At 52.9% G+C, this 18,457-nt stretch carries 14 protein-coding genes; 4 read left to right on the top strand and 10 right to left on the bottom strand.

From position 1 onward, the window contains the following. Positions 1 to 14 precede the first annotated feature (14 nt). On the bottom strand, positions 15 to 854 hold the full coding sequence (locus tag BMW43_RS15545; protein ID WP_091749634.1) for a DegV family protein: 840 nt from the start codon (positions 852 to 854) through the stop codon (positions 15 to 17). 325 nt (positions 855 to 1,179) lie between these two features. On the opposite strand from BMW43_RS15545, the gene BMW43_RS15540 reads away from it, so the two are divergent. Then, positions 1,180 to 3,318: a cell division FtsA domain-containing protein gene (locus tag BMW43_RS15540; RefSeq protein WP_091749630.1), complete on the top strand. Its 2,139-nt coding sequence runs from the start codon at positions 1,180 to 1,182 to the stop codon at positions 3,316 to 3,318. Positions 3,319 to 3,369: 51 nt separating this feature from the next. Here BMW43_RS15540 and BMW43_RS15535 read toward each other — a convergent pair whose 3' ends face one another. Continuing rightward, complete coding sequence (locus BMW43_RS15535) at positions 3,370 to 4,044, bottom strand: Crp/Fnr family transcriptional regulator (protein WP_091749626.1); 675 nt, start codon at positions 4,042 to 4,044, stop codon at positions 3,370 to 3,372. A gap of 209 nt (positions 4,045 to 4,253) precedes the next feature. Between BMW43_RS15535 and BMW43_RS15530 the strand changes: the two genes are divergently transcribed. Both BMW43_RS15530 and BMW43_RS15525 read left to right on the top strand, forming a co-directional pair. Continuing rightward, positions 4,254 to 4,646: a hypothetical protein gene (locus BMW43_RS15530; protein WP_091749623.1), complete on the top strand. Its 393-nt coding sequence runs from the start codon at positions 4,254 to 4,256 to the stop codon at positions 4,644 to 4,646. Between the two features lie 264 nt (positions 4,647 to 4,910). Continuing rightward, positions 4,911 to 6,074 (top strand): D-alanyl-D-alanine carboxypeptidase family protein, encoded by a 1,164-nt coding sequence (locus BMW43_RS15525; RefSeq protein ID WP_091749620.1) that lies wholly within the window; start codon positions 4,911 to 4,913, stop codon positions 6,072 to 6,074. A gap of 130 nt (positions 6,075 to 6,204) precedes the next feature. On the opposite strand, the gene BMW43_RS15520 is transcribed toward BMW43_RS15525, so the two are convergent. From BMW43_RS15520 to BMW43_RS15495, 6 genes are all read right to left on the bottom strand, one after another. Continuing rightward, positions 6,205 to 6,984: a CheR family methyltransferase gene (locus tag BMW43_RS15520; protein WP_091749617.1), complete on the bottom strand. Its 780-nt coding sequence runs from the start codon at positions 6,982 to 6,984 to the stop codon at positions 6,205 to 6,207. Between the two features lie 386 nt (positions 6,985 to 7,370). Then, the gene (locus tag BMW43_RS15515; protein WP_091749614.1) at positions 7,371 to 9,404 is read right to left on the bottom strand and encodes a methyl-accepting chemotaxis protein; all 2,034 of its coding nucleotides are present in this window, start codon (positions 9,402 to 9,404) and stop codon (positions 7,371 to 7,373) included. A 188-nt stretch (positions 9,405 to 9,592) separates the two neighbouring features. Beyond that, a complete protein-coding gene (locus tag BMW43_RS15510) occupies positions 9,593 to 10,648 on the bottom strand; it encodes an HD-GYP domain-containing protein (RefSeq protein ID WP_091749611.1) in 1,056 nt (351 codons plus the stop codon). A 303-nt stretch (positions 10,649 to 10,951) separates the two neighbouring features. After that, a complete protein-coding gene (gene ald, locus BMW43_RS15505) occupies positions 10,952 to 12,070 on the bottom strand; it encodes an alanine dehydrogenase (protein ID WP_091749608.1) in 1,119 nt (372 codons plus the stop codon). Positions 12,071 to 12,470: 400 nt separating this feature from the next. Continuing rightward, positions 12,471 to 13,583: an alanine racemase gene (gene alr, locus BMW43_RS15500; RefSeq protein WP_091749605.1), complete on the bottom strand. Its 1,113-nt coding sequence runs from the start codon at positions 13,581 to 13,583 to the stop codon at positions 12,471 to 12,473. 32 nt (positions 13,584 to 13,615) lie between these two features. After that, positions 13,616 to 13,807 (bottom strand): aspartyl-phosphate phosphatase Spo0E family protein, encoded by a 192-nt coding sequence (locus BMW43_RS15495; protein ID WP_091749603.1) that lies wholly within the window; start codon positions 13,805 to 13,807, stop codon positions 13,616 to 13,618. 433 nt (positions 13,808 to 14,240) lie between these two features. Here BMW43_RS15495 and BMW43_RS15485 point away from each other — a divergent pair, with 433 nt between their 5' ends. After that, positions 14,241 to 14,504 carry an alpha/beta-type small acid-soluble spore protein gene (locus BMW43_RS15485; RefSeq protein ID WP_091749597.1) on the top strand — a complete coding sequence of 88 codons (264 nt, stop codon included), beginning with the start codon at positions 14,241 to 14,243 and terminating at the stop codon, positions 14,502 to 14,504. A 119-nt stretch (positions 14,505 to 14,623) separates the two neighbouring features. Here BMW43_RS15485 and polX read toward each other — a convergent pair whose 3' ends face one another. Together polX and BMW43_RS15475 are read right to left on the bottom strand one after the other, a co-directional pair. After that, positions 14,624 to 16,348 carry a DNA polymerase/3'-5' exonuclease PolX gene (polX, locus tag BMW43_RS15480; protein ID WP_177173626.1) on the bottom strand — a complete coding sequence of 575 codons (1,725 nt, stop codon included), beginning with the start codon at positions 16,346 to 16,348 and terminating at the stop codon, positions 14,624 to 14,626. A 5-nt stretch (positions 16,349 to 16,353) separates the two neighbouring features. Next, positions 16,354 to 18,339 (bottom strand): PASTA domain-containing penicillin-binding protein, encoded by a 1,986-nt coding sequence (locus BMW43_RS15475; protein ID WP_091749591.1) that lies wholly within the window; start codon positions 18,337 to 18,339, stop codon positions 16,354 to 16,356. Positions 18,340 to 18,457: the final 118 nt, after the last annotated feature.

Here is an 18,457-nt window from a genome sequence, read left to right as displayed (position 1 = left end):
AATCATTGCAGCCCTTATTGTTCCCGATAGATAATCCCCAATACCTTGGGTCCCAGATGGGTCGCCAGCACCGGCCCCAACTCCTCCAAAGTCACGGCTGCGCCGGGAAAGCGTTCACCCAGCAACGCTTTCATGGCTTGCGCCTCCTCTTCCATGCCGATGTGGGCCACCGAAATGAACTCCAGACCGCTGTAGCGGTTTAACTCATCGGCCAGACGGGCCAACGCCCGCCCCTGGGTCCGCACCTTATCCAGCACGCCGACCCGGCCGTCCCGACCCAAATACAGCAGCGGCTTGATCTGCAGGATGCTGCCCACCAACGCCGCGGCACCGCCGATCCGGCCACCCTTGTGCAAATATTGCAGCGTTCCGGCCATGAAAATGGCCTGGCTCTTTTCCGCCATTTGCCGCAGCCGGACGGCAATCGCCCCGGCCTCCAAATTATTTTCAGCCAACGTCAGACCGGCCTGGAGCAGGCTAACCATACCGCCGGCCACCGACTGGGAATCCACCACATAGATATTGGCTCCCGCCAACTGCCGCGTCACCGCCTGCGCTCCCTGGAAGGTACCGCTCAAGCCACCGGCCAGCGTCAGAACAATGACCGACTGACCGGCCGCCGCCAACGGTTCAAGGACGGCCATAAAATCGCCGGGTGACGGCTGGGATGTCCGGGGATGTTGATGATGCTCCCCGGACAGACGGAATACGGCAGCGGCGTCCAGCGCCGTTTCCGGATACTCTTCCCGGCCATAAATAATTTTTAAAGATACCACATGAATATTGTCATGAGCCGCCAGCATAGCTGCCGGTACCCGGCTCGTACTGTCCACCACAAAATGAATACCTGCCATGACACTAACCTCCCCAACGCTCCTCCTGTTTTTCTTATTTTACCATATTTAGCTGAGAACCACTGATTTATTCGCACTGTGCATCCAGACGAATCCCTTCTGCCTGGCTACGTCAGCAAAACCCCGAAACTAGCCCAACTGTTTTTACGGTTCCCCGGGATATTTCACTTGCTTTTTCCATACCGTCCCAAACGAAGTCTGACAATAAGAAACATGTCCGGAAATAAATCAACGGCTGCTTAATTTCCCATACAACAAAGAGGAAATTGTCTATTAAACTCGAAATAGTAAATATTTTAAGATACTCTCCATTCGAGGTGTACTGATGCAAAAACAAATGTTTTTCGCTCTGGATATCGGCACGCGCAGCGTTATCGGCCTGGTCGGCGAGCAAACCGGTACAGCCATCCGGCTGCTGGCCTCCGACCGCCAGGAGCATCACACACGGGCCATGCTGGACGGACAAATTCACGACGTCATGGAAGTCGCCAGCATCCTGGACAGCGTTAAAAAACGGTTGGAGCAAAACTGCGGCCCGCTGAAAAAAGTATCGGTGGCCGCCGCCGGCCGGGCTTTATGCACCATCCGTTCGACAGCCCAGTTGGAAACCCATGGCCGGCTTCTGACCGCCGAGGACGAACACGCCCTGGAGCTTGCCGCCATTCAGGCGGCCCAGCACCAACTGGCCACCTCCAATGCCGTAGCCGATCCTACCCTGTATTATTGTGTAGGCTACAGTGTCGTAACTTTTTCACTGGATCAATCGGTGCTGAAAAGTCTGATCGGGCAGCGCGGGAAAATCGCCACCATTGAAATTATCGCAACCTTCCTGCCGCGCCAGGTTATTGACTCCCTGCAATCGGCTATTCAGACGGTCGGTCTGGAAATGGCAACTCTTACACTCGAACCGATTGCCGCCATCAGCGTGTTGATCCCGCCCACCATGCGCCACCTGAACCTGACGCTGGTCGATGTCGGGGCAGGCACCTCCGACGTTGCCATTACCCGGGAAGGTTCGGTCATCGGCTTCGGCATGGTTCCCTGTGCCGGCGATGAAATTACCGAGGCCATTTCCCAATCCTACTTGCTGGATTTCAACGTGGCGGAAAAATTAAAGCGCCAGTTAAGCGGTAAAACAAAAAAAGTGTCTTTTGTCGATGTGCTCGGCTGTACACACAAAGTAAGCGTACAGGAGATCCTCGACGCCATCGCTCCCACCGTAGGCCAATTGGCCCAGGCGATTGCCACACAAATTCTCGAACTCAATACAACGGCACCACAGGCAGTATTGCTCGTCGGCGGCGGTTCACTGACACCCATGCTGCCCGAAGCGCTGGCTCAGGCCTTGGACGTACCAGCAGGGCGCGTAGCCATCCGCCGTCCGGAAACCATCGACGGCCTGGTCAACATTCCGGCGCCGCTCCAAACACCGGACGCCGTCACTCCCCTGGGCATTTTAAAGCTGTCAGGCAGCCGGACACTCAACTTTGTCAACGTTACCTTAAACGATACTCCGCTCCATTTATTCAACCTCGGCAATTTAACAGTCGCCGACGCTCTGCTGGCAGCAGGCATTGACATCCGCAGTCTCCATGGTCGGCCAGGCCTCGGTATCACCATTAGCGTGAACGGACAGACCAAATTTATACCAGGCACCCGCTGTACACCAGGCTCTATTCTGCTCAACGGCCAGCCGGCCTCCTACGACGATGCTGTCGCCGAAAACGATATTCTCCGCGTCACGCCCGGCATCGACGGAACCACACCGTCGCCGGCCCTTAGCGAGGTGATGGATATCCCCGCCCCTTATACCATTACCCTTAACGACAGCCAATGCCTCATTGAACCGGTCATTACCGTCAACGGACAACCGGCCGCCGCCGACACCCAGTTGACCGACCGTGCCTCCGTTATTTGTCAACTGCCGGTCACATTGGCCGAAGTATTGGCAGCAACCGGCCACACCGGTTCCTCTATAGAGTATATTTATCAAATCAACGGTACAGAACGGCGCTACCAGGTCCGCCCCCAGCCGGTTATTCACCGTAGCGGCCAGGAATTAGCCGCCCGCCTGTCGACTAAAGTCAAGCCTGGCGATGCCATTACCCTCACGCCGCCTGCTGCGCCAACAGCCAGCGACATTCTCGGCATCGCCCCGGCAACGGAACGGCAGATTGTTATCAACTTTAACGGCAAACCCTGCTCCATCCCCACTGTGCAGCACACCATCACCTTAAACGGTAAGCCCTGCACGCCGAACACCCCGGTCCCCTCGGGCAGCGTGCTGGAACTGACCTCATTGGAAAGGCCCGCCCCGATCATCAGCGACGCGCTGCTGGCGGCCCGATTCAATCCCCGTTCCCTGCCGCCAACAGCCAAAGTCACCCTGCTCCTAAATGACCAGCCCACCGAGTATACCTCTCCCATAAAACAGGGCGACAGTTTAAAAACTATTATCGAATAAAAAAGGCTGACGTTATGCTTTCACCAGGCAAAAACGTCAGCCTTTTTCATTCTAAGGCAAATATTCCGTCAGGGCCGCTTCGTCCAGAATGACCATGCTGCCGCTGTCAAAATCAATGACCTTACTCTTTTTCAGCGAACTTAGCGTACGGGTGACTGTCTCTCGCGTCGTCCCCACCAAACTGGCCAAATCCTGCCGCGACAGCGTCATTTCAATGATAATCTGGCCGTTGGCATTGCGCCGCCCTTTTTCTTTACCCAGCCGCAGCAGCACTTCCGCCGTCCGGGCTGTAACATCATGCAGCGCCAGATTGGCGATTTTCTGCTGGGCATAAAGCAGCCGCTGATTGATCGCCTTGATCAGATGCATGGCCAGCGCGTTGTTATGCAGTGCCAGCTGTTCCAAATCGCTGTTTTTTATCACGCCGATCCGGCAATCCTCCAACGCCACGGCAGTCGCCGGATAAGGCGCGGTGTTAAACAGGACCACACCGGCAAAAATATCGCCTTCATCTAGCAGATGAATAATGTGTTCCCGCCCGTCATCGGATATTTTAACGATTTTAACTCTTCCCTGCTGTATATAATGGAACCCTTCGCCAGGCTGGCCTTCCATAAAAATAATCATGCCTTTACGATACAGCCGATCGGTGGTACAAGTCTCAATCTGCCTCAATTGTTCTTCCGCCAAATCGGAAAATATCGGTATTTCATTCAACTGTTTCACACACTACACCTCAATATGACAGAAATGGCCTACTACTACATAATAATTAGTGAAGCGGTAGCCTAAATCCTGCAAGCATCACCTAGGTTTTATTCCCAGCGCCGTGGGGAGTAAATATTTTTCTTCCTTTCCGGGCAGTTTACTACTGACAATATCTACGGCGGCCAGGCGTCTGGCCGGTCGCCGCGAAAAGCTACGGAGGTGCCGTCATGACCGGCTTTATCTGTCTTAATTGTAATACCTGGCTTTCCCCTGCGACCAATACCTGCCCTGGTTGTCAACAGGCTCTGATCTATGAGGGAGAAACCAAAAATATCCTTGACCGCCTGGAGCCCAATTGCCTGATTAACCGCTATGATGGCTCGGACTTGCTGGAGCCGGCTGTTTTCCTAAAATGCGGGCGAAGCAATGCCAAGGTAGCCACCAAGCTGCAGGAATACGCCAAACCGGTCGTAATTCCCAAGCACAAGATATACCACTTTAATCAGCAGCTCTTAAGCTCCATTCAGGCTCTGCGCAACGAACGGACAGCAGCTATGATGCGCTATGAACAATTGATCCAAAACCACTGGCAACAGCTAAAACCGTACCCTTACGAATAATCCGGCCAAATGCCTTCTTTCTCTACAACATCCGGCATGAACCTGCCACCTGCTAAATATATATGGATAAAGAAAGAGGCGAGTACCTTGTCGGTCCTCAAACGGCAGGATCATGGCGAGGCTATTTTTCACAACACCAGACGTAAAAGCATACCGGAAGTATGCAGACTGACTACAACGAAGGGTTGCGGCAAATAGACCGTCAGTATTCACCGGCTTGGAGCTGCCAAAGTACTAGTGACTACTATTGCCGGGAGGGTTATCATGGCTGTTACAAACTGTCTTTGCTCCTGCCTGCTCGCCTTGGTCCTGCTCCTCTATCCAGCAGCCGGGGCAGCAGCAGCGGCGGTGCCGGACATCAAGGCCAACGCCGCTATCTTAATGGATGCCAAAACAGGGCAGGTTCTCTATAACAAAAATATGAACAAACGGGGCGCCCCGGCCAGCACCACCAAAATTCTGACCGCGATCCTGGCCATCGAAAGCGGCCGGCTGGATGAAATGACCAAAGTCAGCGTCAAAGCCTCGTCCACGCCAGGCTCCTCCATGCACCTGTATCCCGGTCAGCTCATCTCCCTTCGTGAACTGGTGACAGGCCTATTGCTCCGTTCCGGCAACGACGCTGCTGTCGCCATTGCCGAATATCTGGCCGGTTCCAGCGAGGCTTTTGTCGATTTGATGAATCAAAAGGCGGCGGCCTTAGGCGCGCTGCACAGTCATTTCTGCAACCCCAACGGTCTAAGCGCCGCCGGTCACTATTCCACGGCCTTCGATCTGGCCTGGATGTCCCGCTATGCTCTAAATAATCCTATCTTTGCTGACATTGTCAATACGAAAGAAACTACCATCGAATGGCTGGACAAACGGGGCCAGGGCCATGACGTAAACTTACGCAACACCAACAAACTGCTATGGATGCTGGACGATGCCGACGGAGTCAAGACCGGCACGACCGGTGAAGCCGGCCCCTGCCTGGTATCCAGTGCCACCAGGGGCAATCAGAAGCTTATCGCCGTAGTGCTCCATGATCATAACCGCTGGTACGATTCCATGCAGTTGCTCAAATACGGCTTCAACGCCTTTGATCTCTATGAATTTGCCCAGGAGAATGAAATCGTCGCCGTACTTCCCGTTGAGGACGGCTTTGCCGGTGAGGTGGATGCCTTAGCGACAACTTATGCCGCTCTAACCGTGGCGACCGAGGATTTGCCTCACGTAACTGTGAAAACCGACCTGCCGGATAAACTAAAAGCCCCTGTATACCAGGGGCAAAAAATCGGGGAAATTATTTTTTACGTCAACGATCAGCCGGTAAAAACGGTGGATATCGTCGCCGCTCAGGCGATTGAGGAACGCACGCTGCCGCGAGTGCTGCTCAACCAGTTGACGGCTATGTTCCGCCTGCTATCCGACTGGGGTGCCCTCTAGACCGGCATCTTGCGTCATCTAACTACATAGATAAGCTTACAGCCTTTTTCCGCTCATCGCATAGGTCCGATATGTGCGGCCTTTCCGCCGCCTTGGGGACGAAATAATCCCTACAAGCTTATCAAGGTGTCTAAAAAGGCTTACGATAGAAGAACGGCAGGTATTGCTGGAAGCCAATCTCCCGGAAATTCAAAATAGCCTCGGTACCGCCGACGAACAGCACGCCGCCCGGTTTAAGGGCTGCCAAAAACCGCCGGTACAGGGCATCCTTGGCCTCTTCCGTGAAATAAATAACCACATTGCGGCAGAGTATCAGATCAAAACCGGAATCGAACTTATCCAAGAGCAGGTTATGCCGCTTAAATTCCACACGGGATTTGATGTCATTGCTGATCACATACTGACCATTTTCCTGCTTGAAATGCTTGCTGGCCCGGCTTTGGGAAATATTCTTAAATTCATTGCTGGTATAGATGCCTTTCTGTGCTTTGGCCAGAATTTCCACATCCAGATCGCTTGCCAGAATCCGGTGTCTGGTATTGGGCGTCATGTCGGCCAGAATCATCGCCAGCGAATAAGGCTCAGCCCCAATAGAGCAGCCGGCACTCCAGATATTCAGCTTCGGACTTTTCGCCAATAGCTCGGGCAGAACCTTACTCTCCAGCTCGCTGAACTTTTCCGGCGTCCGGAAAAACTCGGTAACGTTGATGGTCAGGTAGTCGATAAAATCCTTATATAGCACTGGATTACGCTCAATGAGAGCAAAAAAGTCCATATAGGTATGTACGCCGTGGCGGGTCATTAAATTGCTAATCCGCCGCTGCATTTGAGCCGGTTTATAATCGTTCAGGTTAATACCCGACTTGTTGTTCAGCTTTTGCTTAAAGCTCTCCCAGTCTTTCTCGTCCATGTACACGACCCCCAAATTTTCTTATAGTCTGCTTCGTATCCGGTTATCCGTCCTGTAGCGAAGACCGCCCCGCACTAGTACTTTATCAGTCTTAATCCACCGTTTTAAGACTGATAAAGTATTAGGCTGTATAATCTTTTTATCTATTCGACATAATCCTCAATAATCCTACTAAAAAAATACCGGCACACTACAGTACCGGTATTTTTCCTATTGTCCAATCTTAGTTACCCTATCAGCCCTTAAACCAGTGAATGCTGGCGGTCTATCTTCCCCACTCCTTCAATGCCGTCAGTCAGCATTCCTGGTATGCCTCCCGCCGCTCTGGGCTGTAAACTAACCTCGCCAGTATCTACTGTTTTAAGACTGTAGCGGCGCCCCCGGCTCTATACCTGGAACTTGCTGACCGAATCTCTAAGCTCCGTGGCCAGATTAGCCAGGCTCTGACTGGAGGAAGCGATTTCCTCCATTGAAGCCGACTGCTCCTCGCTGGCAGCCGATACAGTCTGGGCCTCGCCGGCCGTCTTCCGGCTCAGATTCTCGATCTGATTGACCGACTCCACGATTTGCTGGCTGCCCTGAGTCAACTGCCCAATAGCTACCGAGAACCCCTCCACCTGACCGGAAACCTGATTGATCAGCGTAACAATCTCCCGGAAAGCCTGGCCGGCGGCATCGACAACCTCTGCTCCCAGCTTGACCTCTTTCGTGCCGTTATTCATCGCCGTTACAGCCTCATCCGTTTCCGTCTGAATGCTATTGATCAAAGCGGCAATCTGTTCGGTCGCCAGTTGCGACTGCTCGGCCAGTTTGCGCACCTCTTCCGCCACGACGGCAAAGCCCCGGCCCTGCTCACCAGCCCGTGCCGCCTCAATAGCGGCATTGAGCGCCAGCAAATTAGTCTGGCCGGCAATACCGGAAATGGTGGCCACAATTTGCCCGATTTCCTTTGACCGTTCACCCAGTTCGGTTACCAGCCGGGCCGAACCGGTAACAGTCTCTTCAATTTGATTCATCTGTTCAATAGCCCGGCTGACCGCCGCGTCGCCGTCATTGGCCTGGCTGGCAGCCTGGGCCGACTGGGCGGCAACGGTAACGGTATCTTCCGCCAGCCTTTGAATATGGTCTGACATCTGCTCGACCACCTGGACGGTTTCTCTGACCGCTGTCATTTGTTCGCTCGAACCGGCCGCCACCGTGGTAATCGAATCGGCCACCTGGTTAACCGCCAGTGCCGACTGTCCGGCACCGGCCGTCAGTTGCTCGCTGGAAGCGGCCAGTTGATCCGACTGGGAGTGAATTTTCATCACCAGCGCCCGTAGATTGTCCCGCATCTGCCGGAACCCTTGCGCCAACTGGCCGATTTCATCCTCGGTTCTAACCCTAGCCTTCCGGTCACGCAAATCACCCTGCGCCAGCAAGAGACATTCATCACGGATAATCGCAATCGGTCCGGCCAACTGTCTGGCGATGAGCACAATGAAAGAGCCAACCACCAGCAGCGAGATAATCGAGATGATCAGCATGGCTTTCGCCAGCGCTGACGATTGCCGGGTAGCTTCCACCTCCGGCGCTGCTACCGTTACCACCCAGCGCTGCTCGCCCGGCAAATCAACCGGTGTGGTCACCGCTATCCTGGTCACGCCATCCACAAAGGAATATACCCCGCGAGCCTGTTTTCCTTCGTCGGCGGCTGCTTTAAACAGTTGAATCAGCCGGTCGTCCAGCTCATCCTGCTGCAGCTTTAACTCGGAATTAATCTTTTTATCCCGGAGGCTAAGCTTACCCGCCAGATCGGGCCGTTTCGGATGGGCAATGATAAGCCCTGAATCGTCACTAATCTGACCGTAGCCCGAGTCCAGAAAAGTCAGGTCCTTAATCTTGGCAGTCAGCCTTTCCACCGAAACCGTCCCCACCAGCACACCGGTAAGCTGATTATTATAGATCACCGGTACGGCCAGTACCACCGACAGCTTGCCGGTCGTCTTGGAGACCAGCGGGTCCGATACCGCCGCGTCCCTGCTGGCTTTTACCTTTTTGAAATAATCCCGCTCGCCATAATTGGCCGTATTGCCTTCGCTGTTAAGCCCCGTGCCGTCCGGAAAAATGAATACCACGGCATCAAAAGCTCCCAGCCGGTCTTTAGCCTCAGCCATGGCCGCCACGATCTGCCCCTTGTCAGTTCCTGACCGGATACGCTGCACACTGGCCAGATCGGCCAATTGCGCCATCATCAGCCGGACATCACCCTGAATCTGATTGGCGTAATCGGTGCCCACCGCCTTGGCGGTTTGATCGACACTGTCGCGCAAGGCGCCGGCGGACAGATAATAACTGACCCCGGCCAGGATGCTCAGTCCCACCAATACCAATGGCAATAGCATGATCAATAATCGGTTTTGCATATTTTTTACTTTCATAGCTCTCAAATCTCCCCTGTTCCTCATCTATTCAAATAAAAATGGACAGCTGGTCTGCTATCCATCCAACGACCTCAACAGCAACCTGGCAGTTATAGCAGCAAACAGTCTTGACCTAACCTACGCATTATGTCCTTACTTTTCAATGCTTCTGCCAAATATGTTGTCATCAATCGACAGTATTTCCGCTACACTTCCGGACTGTCATCCAACAGCGCCACAACCTCCAGTTGTTTCTCTTCTGCCAAATCCACCACACTGCCGCAGTCCAGCCTTACTACCGGCCTGATGCGCAGCAGATCATTAAGCCAGACAATTTTAGCCCTGTTTCCATCACTCAGCAACACCGAACTGCCCAAGAGAAACCGGCGCAAGTTGGACAGGAAGGTAATACAGATGCGGGGGTCCAGCTTGCCCTGCATATCCTGCAGGATATTGTCCACTACTGTAAACGGACGCAATCTTTGCCGGTATACCCGCTGCGAGCTCATGGCATCATAAATATCGGCCAGAGCCACAATCTTAGCATATATGTGAATTTCCTTACCCGCCAAAGCCACCGGATAGCCGCTGCCATCCTCCCGTTCATGGTGCTGCAGAGCGGCCAGCCGCACCTCCTCGCGAAGCTCCGGACATCTGGACAAAAGATCATAGCCATGGGCCGGATGGGTTTTGATAATCCGCATCTCCTCATCAGTAAGTCGGCCCGGCTTATCCAGTATATCCTGGGAAATCAGCAATTTACCCACATCATGGAGTAGTCCGGCCAGAATGATATCTTTCAGCTCCTGTCCCTTAAATCCCAGCCACTTTCCCAAGACGCCCGACAAGATGGCCACATTCAGTGAATGCTGAAAGGTATACTCGTTATGGGCTTTTACCCGATACAGCCGGTCAACCACACCAACCACATTGACAAGCAATTCAATATAGCTGTCCACCAGTTCCCGGCACTCGGCAACAGGCACCTCATTAAAGGTCCGCACCCGTTCAAAGGTCTGTGTAATCATGCTTAGTGTATCTTCGTAAAAAGAAAAAAAGCGACGCTGAACAGAACGGATTTTATAGGGCATGACCACTACCGCATAAGGCACCTGCCATTTAATGAGGTTTTGGATAAAGCCCTCCGTCAGTAATGTGCCCTGTTCCAGTAAAACCTGCCCGGTCTCGGAGACAACTGTCTGCGCCACAATCATCCCCGGTTTCAATTCTTCCGTTTTTACCCTGTATTGATTAGAAAACACGACACCCTCCACACAAGACCTACTCCGGTCAGATGCCTGCAGGCTGAAAAGGCGAGCCGCCGGTATGCCTCGCTAATTCGTCATCTATGCTACTCCAAAATATATGGCACGGCAAAGTTATGTACTACGTATTTCTCCGGTATATTATAAAATCCTCGCAATGACTACAAAATATTCGACACAATGAAAAAAAATAAATTTTCTGTCGAACAATGAAAAAAAACTCCCCACCACCGGCAGGCAGCCCGCGCTACAAGCGGTCTGCCCCACTGGCAATGGGGAGAGTTCTTCCGGTATTTACAATTATTTCAATACGTCATTTAGCGGTGTGTAAGGCAGTTGCAGTGCCTCAGCCACAGCCTGATAGGTCAACTTGCCGTCAATCACGTTAACGCCCTTAGCCAGCCCGGCATCATCCTTGACAGCCTGAACATAGCCTTTGTTGGCGATCTGCAAAGCGTAATTCAAGGTGGAATTGGTCAATGCCAGCGTCGAGGTACGGGCAACCGCTCCCGGCATGTTGGCCACCGAATAATGGACTACGCCATATTTTGTATAGGTCGGTTCACTATGCGTCGTAACGCGGTCAATCGTTTCCACCGAGCCACCTTGGTCAATAGCCACATCGACAATAACCGAACCCGGTTCCATCGATTTTACCATGGCCTCCGTCACCAGTTTCGGTGTCTTCGCCCCAGGCAGCAATACGGCACCGATCAAGAGATCGGCTTTTTGCACCCAGTGGGCGATATTATAACTGTTGGACATGACCGTAACAATCCGTCCGCCAAAAATGTCGTCCAAATAACCCAGCCGCTCCACCGAACGGTCTATTACGGTTACGCGGGCTCCCATACCTGCCGCAATCTTAGCGGCATTAGTGCCGACGATACCACCGCCGATAATGACCACTTGAGCTGATTCTACACCGGGAACACCGCCTAGCAGGACACCCTTGCCGGAGTTCGGCTTTTCGAGAAACTGAGCGCCGATTTGCACGGCCATACGGCCGGCAATCTCACTCATGGGAGACAAGAGGGGTAAGGAATTATTGTGGCCTACAATCGTTTCATAAGCGATCCCCACTACCTTTTTATCCAGCAACGCTTTGGTCAATTCCGGTTCTGGCGCCAAATGCAGGTAGGTAAAGAGAATTTGGCCCGCATGGAACAAGTCGTATTCCGACGGTTGCGGCTCTTTTACTTTAATGATCATTTCCGCTTTATCAAACAGTTCCTTTTTGTCGGCCAGAATGGTGCCACCGGCTTTTTGGTAACTTTCGTCGGAAAAACCACTGCCTACACCGGCCGATTTTTCCACAAGTACAACATGCCCCGCCTTACAGAGCGCCTCAGTTCCCGCCGGCGTCAGACCGACTCGATTTTCATTATTTTTGATTTCTTTTACCACACCAATAATCATTGCTATCTCCCCCAACTGAATGTACAAAGTAATGGAACGTTCTTATATTATGCATGATCCATGCCAACTTTATAAAAACAATAAAAAAATAAAATATTTTTTATCACCCTTACTAATAGCATCTATTTCATGGACAAAAAAGAAACTCACCAGCCAAAAGCTTGATGAGTTTCACTATTTTGGTTACTTTTAATTCCATATCAGGTATGATTCGTTTCCTTTGGAAACTTATGTTTCCATTTAGTGTCTCATCCGGCGGAAAGATGTAGATGGCACCGAGAATTTTTGCCGTCAGGCAAGACGGAGGAGACGCGCATATCGGTTATATGCAAGTCGACGACAACGAAGACTGACGGCAAAAAGGCCGGTGGCCTGCTGCAGATTTCTGCCGGATGAGACACTAGGCCCGAATGTAGATTCTAGGGACTCGTTTGCTGACCATACAAACCACTTCATAATTAATCGTCCCCATATGGCGGGCCACTTCGTCGGCCGGCAGTTCCGCCCCGCCAAACAGCAGCACCTCATCGCCGCCGCCGGCTTCCGGAATATGGGTAACATCAATCATGCACTGGTCCATACATACACGGCCGACCAATGGGGCCCGCCGGCCCCTTACCAACAAGCTGGCCTTACCGGCCATCAGACGGCTCCAACCGTCGGCATAGCCTACAGGCAAAGTGGCAATCACACTGGGCTTGTCCGTCACAAAGGTACAGCCATAGCTGATAGCCGTACCGGCCGGTACTTCCTTGATATGACTGATTCGCGCCTTCAGCTTCATCGCCGGTTCAAGCAAAAAAGAAGGCTGTACTTCCGCCGAAGGCAACAGGCCGTACAAAATAATGCCGGGCCGGACCATATCCAGTTGCATGTCCGGCAGGTCTAAAATAGCGGCACTATTGGCTATATGCCGGAGCGGCACCGCAATGCCGGCCTCCTCAATCATCCGGAGCGCCGCCGTAAACAGTGCATACTGGCGGTAAGCATAGCTCTTATCCTGGCTGTCGGCTGCCGCTAAATGTGAAAATACCCCTTCCAGCTCGAGTCCCGGACAGTCCCTGACAAACCGGGCAAAAACCACCGCTTCCTCCGGCCGGATGCCGATGCGCCCCATACCTGTATCTATTTTTATATGGACCTTGGCCAGCTTGCCGCTGTGTGTGGCTGCCCGCGACAAAGCCCTGACCATATCCTCACTATAGACTGTCTGGGTAATCTGATAAGCGACGAGCAACTGCGCCTGCTCCGGCGGCGTATAACCCAAAATTAAGAGCGGCGCCGTCACGCCGGCCTGACGCAATTCAATAGCCTCACTCAAAAGTGCTACCGCTAGATAATCGGCCCCTTCCTTCAGGGCCAGCCTGGCCACTTCCACCGCGCCGTGGCCATAGCCATCGGCTTTTACCACGGCACAAAATTTAGTCTTAGGCTGTAATAATGCCTTTATATTTCTGATATTGTGCTCAATAGCCGCCATATTGATTTCAGCCCATACCGGCCGAGTCAGCATACGAATCCCTCCTCCGGCGCAACCTCAGTTCGTCATAGCTGAAACTGCCGCCTTTTGTTCTTTTCCATTTTACTCCGTTCGTACGCTACAATCAACCTATCCAAATGGGCGCTTAATTCATTTACTTCCGGGTCTGCCAAATTGCCCCGCTTGGCAATTACCAGCTCATGCAGCCTGGAACGCTCCTTCTCGATTAATTGCTGCTGTTTTGTCAGGTCAAACATTCATTTCTTCCTTTCCCCCTGCTTTGCTTCTGTCCTACCCTCCGGTATCTCCCCCTAAGACAGTTTGACGTCACCCGCGCTTCTCCGAGTACGCTTTTTCTCCAATTCCCCTGCCGGGAATGGCAGACAGCAATTGATTTTTTTCTCTAATATAGAATCTGCTGCCTTTACTTCCATAATATACCTCATTATAACTTGTGCCTTGGCACTGTTCAATAGCAAATTTTGTCCAATACCCCTTTGTTTTTCGACGGCCAAAAGGGCGAAAAAGTTCGGCAAGTACCACGAATCAGACTTAATCCGGCCCGGTAATATAACAAAAACAGCCGGAGTTATTACCAGTACTGGCACTATTTAACGCCCGACTTGCGGCATAAGGCTGCTCATTTTGGTTGATAATAACCTTACTACGAAATCAAGGAGGTGATTATCAATGTCAAGAAGCAACAAACCTGTAAACGCCGCTGCGGAAAACGCTTTAGATCGCATGAAGCTGGAAATAGCTTCTGAACTGGGCATCGCCGACCGCGTCCGCTCGCAGGGCTGGTCGACCATGACCTCTGCCGACTGCGGTCGTGTAGGCGGACATATGGTCCGCAAGATGATCGAACAATATGAATCCGGCATGGGCGGTGGCAGCACTGGCAGCACCAGCGGTACGCTGACTGCTCAGTACGACGCGAACAACAAGTCTTAATCCTCTCCCCATACAAACAAGGCGGCTAATAACCGCCTTGTTATGATTTTCCGGCCGGCTTACTATTTTGCCGGCTATTTATATGATCAAAAAAACAAGGTCACCGGTAAGCCGGGCCCTTATCTTTTGCGCTTTAGCAGCGTAAGCATTTCCGGCCGTTCTCTGGTATTTAAGAGATTGGCCGCCGTTAGCCCTCCCTTACGGGCAACCGCCACACCGTAAACAACAGAATCCAGCTCGGCCACACCATGGGCATCGGGATTTACCGACAAAAGAACTCCTTTTTCCCTGGCCACCCGGCACCAGGTCCAGTCTAAATCCAACCGGTAGGGGCTGGCATTAATTTCAATGATAGTCCCTGTATCCGCCGCTGTCTGAATGATCTCCGGCATATCCAAGGGATACTCCTCGCGGGCCAGCAGGATGCGTCCGGTAGGATGCCCCAGCATGGTGACATAGCGATTTTGCATAGCCTTTTTCAACCGCTTGGTTTTCTCCGCCGCGCTTTGACGAAACGCCGAATGCACCGAAGCAATAACAAAATCAAACTGAGCCAGTATATCGTCCGGATAATCCAGCGAACCGTCCGGCAAAATATCGCTTTCAATTCCCGCCAGAATCAGGCAGTCCGGCCGGTTGGCATTAAGCCGCTCGATTTCCTGCCGCTGTGCCTGTATCTGCCCCAGCGAAAGGCCACCGGCATACACGGCCGTCCGGCTATGGTCGGTTATTCCTATATAAGACCAGCCGCGTGTCGCCGCAGCCTCGCCCATAGCGGCCAAGCTGGCCGTACCGTCCGAATAGGTGGTATGCATATGAAAGGCGCCACGCAGATCGCCAGGCTGTACTAACACCGGCAAGCGCTGCCGCGCAGCCAGCGCAATTTCATCCTGGCCTTCTCTCAGCTCCGGCTCCGGATAATCCAGCCCCAGCTTTCGGTATACATCCGCCTCAGCCGCCACCGGCACCGCCTTCCCGTCAGCAGTCACCAGCCGGCCACCGGCCAAGGTCCACCCCTGTTCACCAGCCAGGCGGATAAGTTCCGCCACATGCCGCTCATTGCCGGTAAAAAGGCATAAAGCCGTCGGAAACTCCGCCACCGCCGCTACCCGGATAAGCAGTGAAATTCCAACCGATAAAGTAGCTGCAAAACAGCCTGTTTCCGGGCTTGTTACCTGTTCTACACCGGGCATGGCGGTCAAAATTCCCTCCAGCGCGGCTAATCCGGCCGCATCGGCCTGTACTACAACGACGATTTCCCGTACGGTTGGGCAACGCCGCCGGACCTCCCCGGCTACCTGAGCGGCCGTCAGGCCGTCCTGCTCCAGCAAATAAGCGGCTACGCGTTCTGCCAAAGGCCACGCCTCAGCCAGCAATAAACTTCCCTGGAATTTTTTCATATATTCAATCCCCCGCAGTACGGCCTGCTGTGTTTTCTCGCCAAATCCGTTCAGGGCGATCAGCCGGTTTTCCCGGCAGGCATATTCCAGCTCGCCGATGGAGTTGACGCCGAGAGCCGCGTGAACGGCCATTGCCTTTTTCGGTCCCAGTCCCGGAATTTTGACCAATTCCAGCAAGGACGGCGCCACTGTCGATTTAAGCTGCCGATATTCTTCAATCGTGCCGGTTTCGGCATATTCCGCAATATGCCGGGCAATAGCCCGGCCAATCCCTTTGATTGTTTCCAGCTTGCCGCTCCGGTACAATTCATCCAAATCCTCCGTTAACTTGCCAATTGTCCGGGAGGCACCCTGATAGGCCCGTATTTTAAAAGTATTTTCTCCGGCAAGTTCGAGCAGCAGCGCCATACTTGCCAGCAGTTCCGCCAGTTCCTGTCTGTCCATCGCCATCACCTTGCCCCAAATGTTACGGTTATTTCACTACCGGCGTTGACCGACGTCTGCGGCGCAATGCTTTGGCTTACCGCCACCCCGCTTCCCACCGGCAGCATGGCCAACCCAAGCCTGTCCAGGATTTCCGCCGCTTCCCGCACCGTTTTGCCGGACAAGTTAGGCATCGTCACCGTCCCTGACGCTGACGCCGCCACAGCCGGCGCTGCCGGCGGCGGTGTTTGGGCCGGTGCGGCAGTACCGGTCGTCGGCAGTGCATTGGTCGAAGGAGGAATATTCAAATACCGCATAATCTGGGAAGCGATCTCGCTAAACACCGGAGCTGCAATTTCGCCGCCATAATACATGCCGTCAGGATCGTCAATGACAATCAGGACGCTGATTTGCGGATCGTCCACCGGACCAAAGCCTATGAAAGAGGCAATGTAATGGCCGTCTTCATAGCCGCCGCTCTTTTCATTCAATTTTTCCGCCGTACCCGTTTTGCCGGCAAAGCGATAGCCGGGAACGAACGCATTTTTCCCGCCGCCTTCAGACACGACCTTTTCCATCAGGCCCGCCAGCGTATGAGCTGTATCGGATCGAATTACCTGCCGGACGACATCGGTCGGGGTTGCGCTGAATACACTGCCGTCAGCATTCAGCATTTCTTTTACAATATGCGGCTTTAGCAATACACCGTCATTGGCAATGGCCGATACGGCGGTAATAAGTTGCAGCGGCGTTACGGCAATACTCTGCCCGATTGACATAGTCGCCAGATCGGAATCCCTCATCTCATGAGGATCAAACAAAATACCGCTTTCCTCCCCTTCCAGCTCAATGCCGGTTGTTTTGCCAAACCCGAAATTCCGTACATAATCATTGAGCTTAACGGCGCCAACCCGCATTCCGACCTGAACAAAGCCGGTGTTGATTGATTGCTTTATTATATCGGTAAACGAAATATTGCCGTAGCCTTCACCACTCCAGTTGCGAATACGCCGGCCGGACACCTCAACAACGCCCGTATCGACAAACCGTTCCTCCGGTGTTACGAGCCCTTCCTGCAAGGCCGCGGCGGCAACAATGCTTTTAAAAGTGGAACCTGGCTCATAAATAATTGAAATGGCCCGGTTTTTCCATTCCTTTTCGCTGTACTGGCCAAAGTAATTAGGGTTATACCCCGGACGGCTGGCCATGGCCAGCACTTCCCCGGTGCGGGGGTTCATGACAATTGCCGTAGCCGCGTTGGCTTTGGTGGCGCTCATTACCTTATCCAGGCTTTGCTCCACGATAAATTGAATGGTGCTGTCCAAGGTCAGCCTAACACTTTTGCCTTCCTTGCGGGGCAGAAAATTAAAGATGGACTTAAAAATGGGAGTACCATGACTGTCCGTCTCAATAGTCGCTTCCGACAGCTTGCCTTTGATGACATTGTCCAGCGCCAGTTCCATGCCTTCCAGCCCAACATCGTCGGTTCCGACAAAGCCGAGTACATGGGCTGCCAGCATATCGTTAGGATAATAGCGTTTACTTTCCTCAATGAAGCCTAAGCCTTTAATATTATTCTTTTCAATCAGTTCGGCCACTTTCTGAGAAACATCGGCATCCAGCATGCGCTTTAACCAGACGAAATGGCCCTCCCGCCCCAGCGCTTCCTGCAAGGCACCCACATTCATGCCTAATACCGGCGCCAGAACAGCAGCAACCGACTCCTTATCCGGTTTCAGCATGCCCGGATCGGCGTAAAGAGACTTCGTCAGACAGCTCAGTGCCAGTTCCCGTCCGTTGCGGTCGTAAATCGTACCGCGCGGCGATTGCAGCACCTTATTGTCGACCAGTTGGTGCTGCACCTTCAAAGCCAGGTTTTTACCGTCGACAAACTGAATCCAGGCAATTCGACCAATCAGACCGGTAACTGCCAGCAGCAGCAGAGTAAACAATATCGCCATTCGGCGCTGCACCCGCGGCGCCGAGGTTTGTATCGGTTGACGTATGCTCATGTATTTTCAAGCCTTTCTTGGAAGTATTCGCAAACTATGATTATATATACTATATGAAGGCTGTCTTTACCTGCCGGGTGCCGTCAAACAGCAGCGAAAGCAAAGGGGAAAAACGAAG

The sequence above is a fragment of the Propionispora vibrioides genome, from assembly GCF_900110485.1.
GTDB classification, from domain to species: domain Bacteria; phylum Bacillota; class Negativicutes; order Propionisporales; family Propionisporaceae; genus Propionispora; species Propionispora vibrioides.
This window is presented reverse-complemented; position numbering and strand designations above follow the sequence as displayed.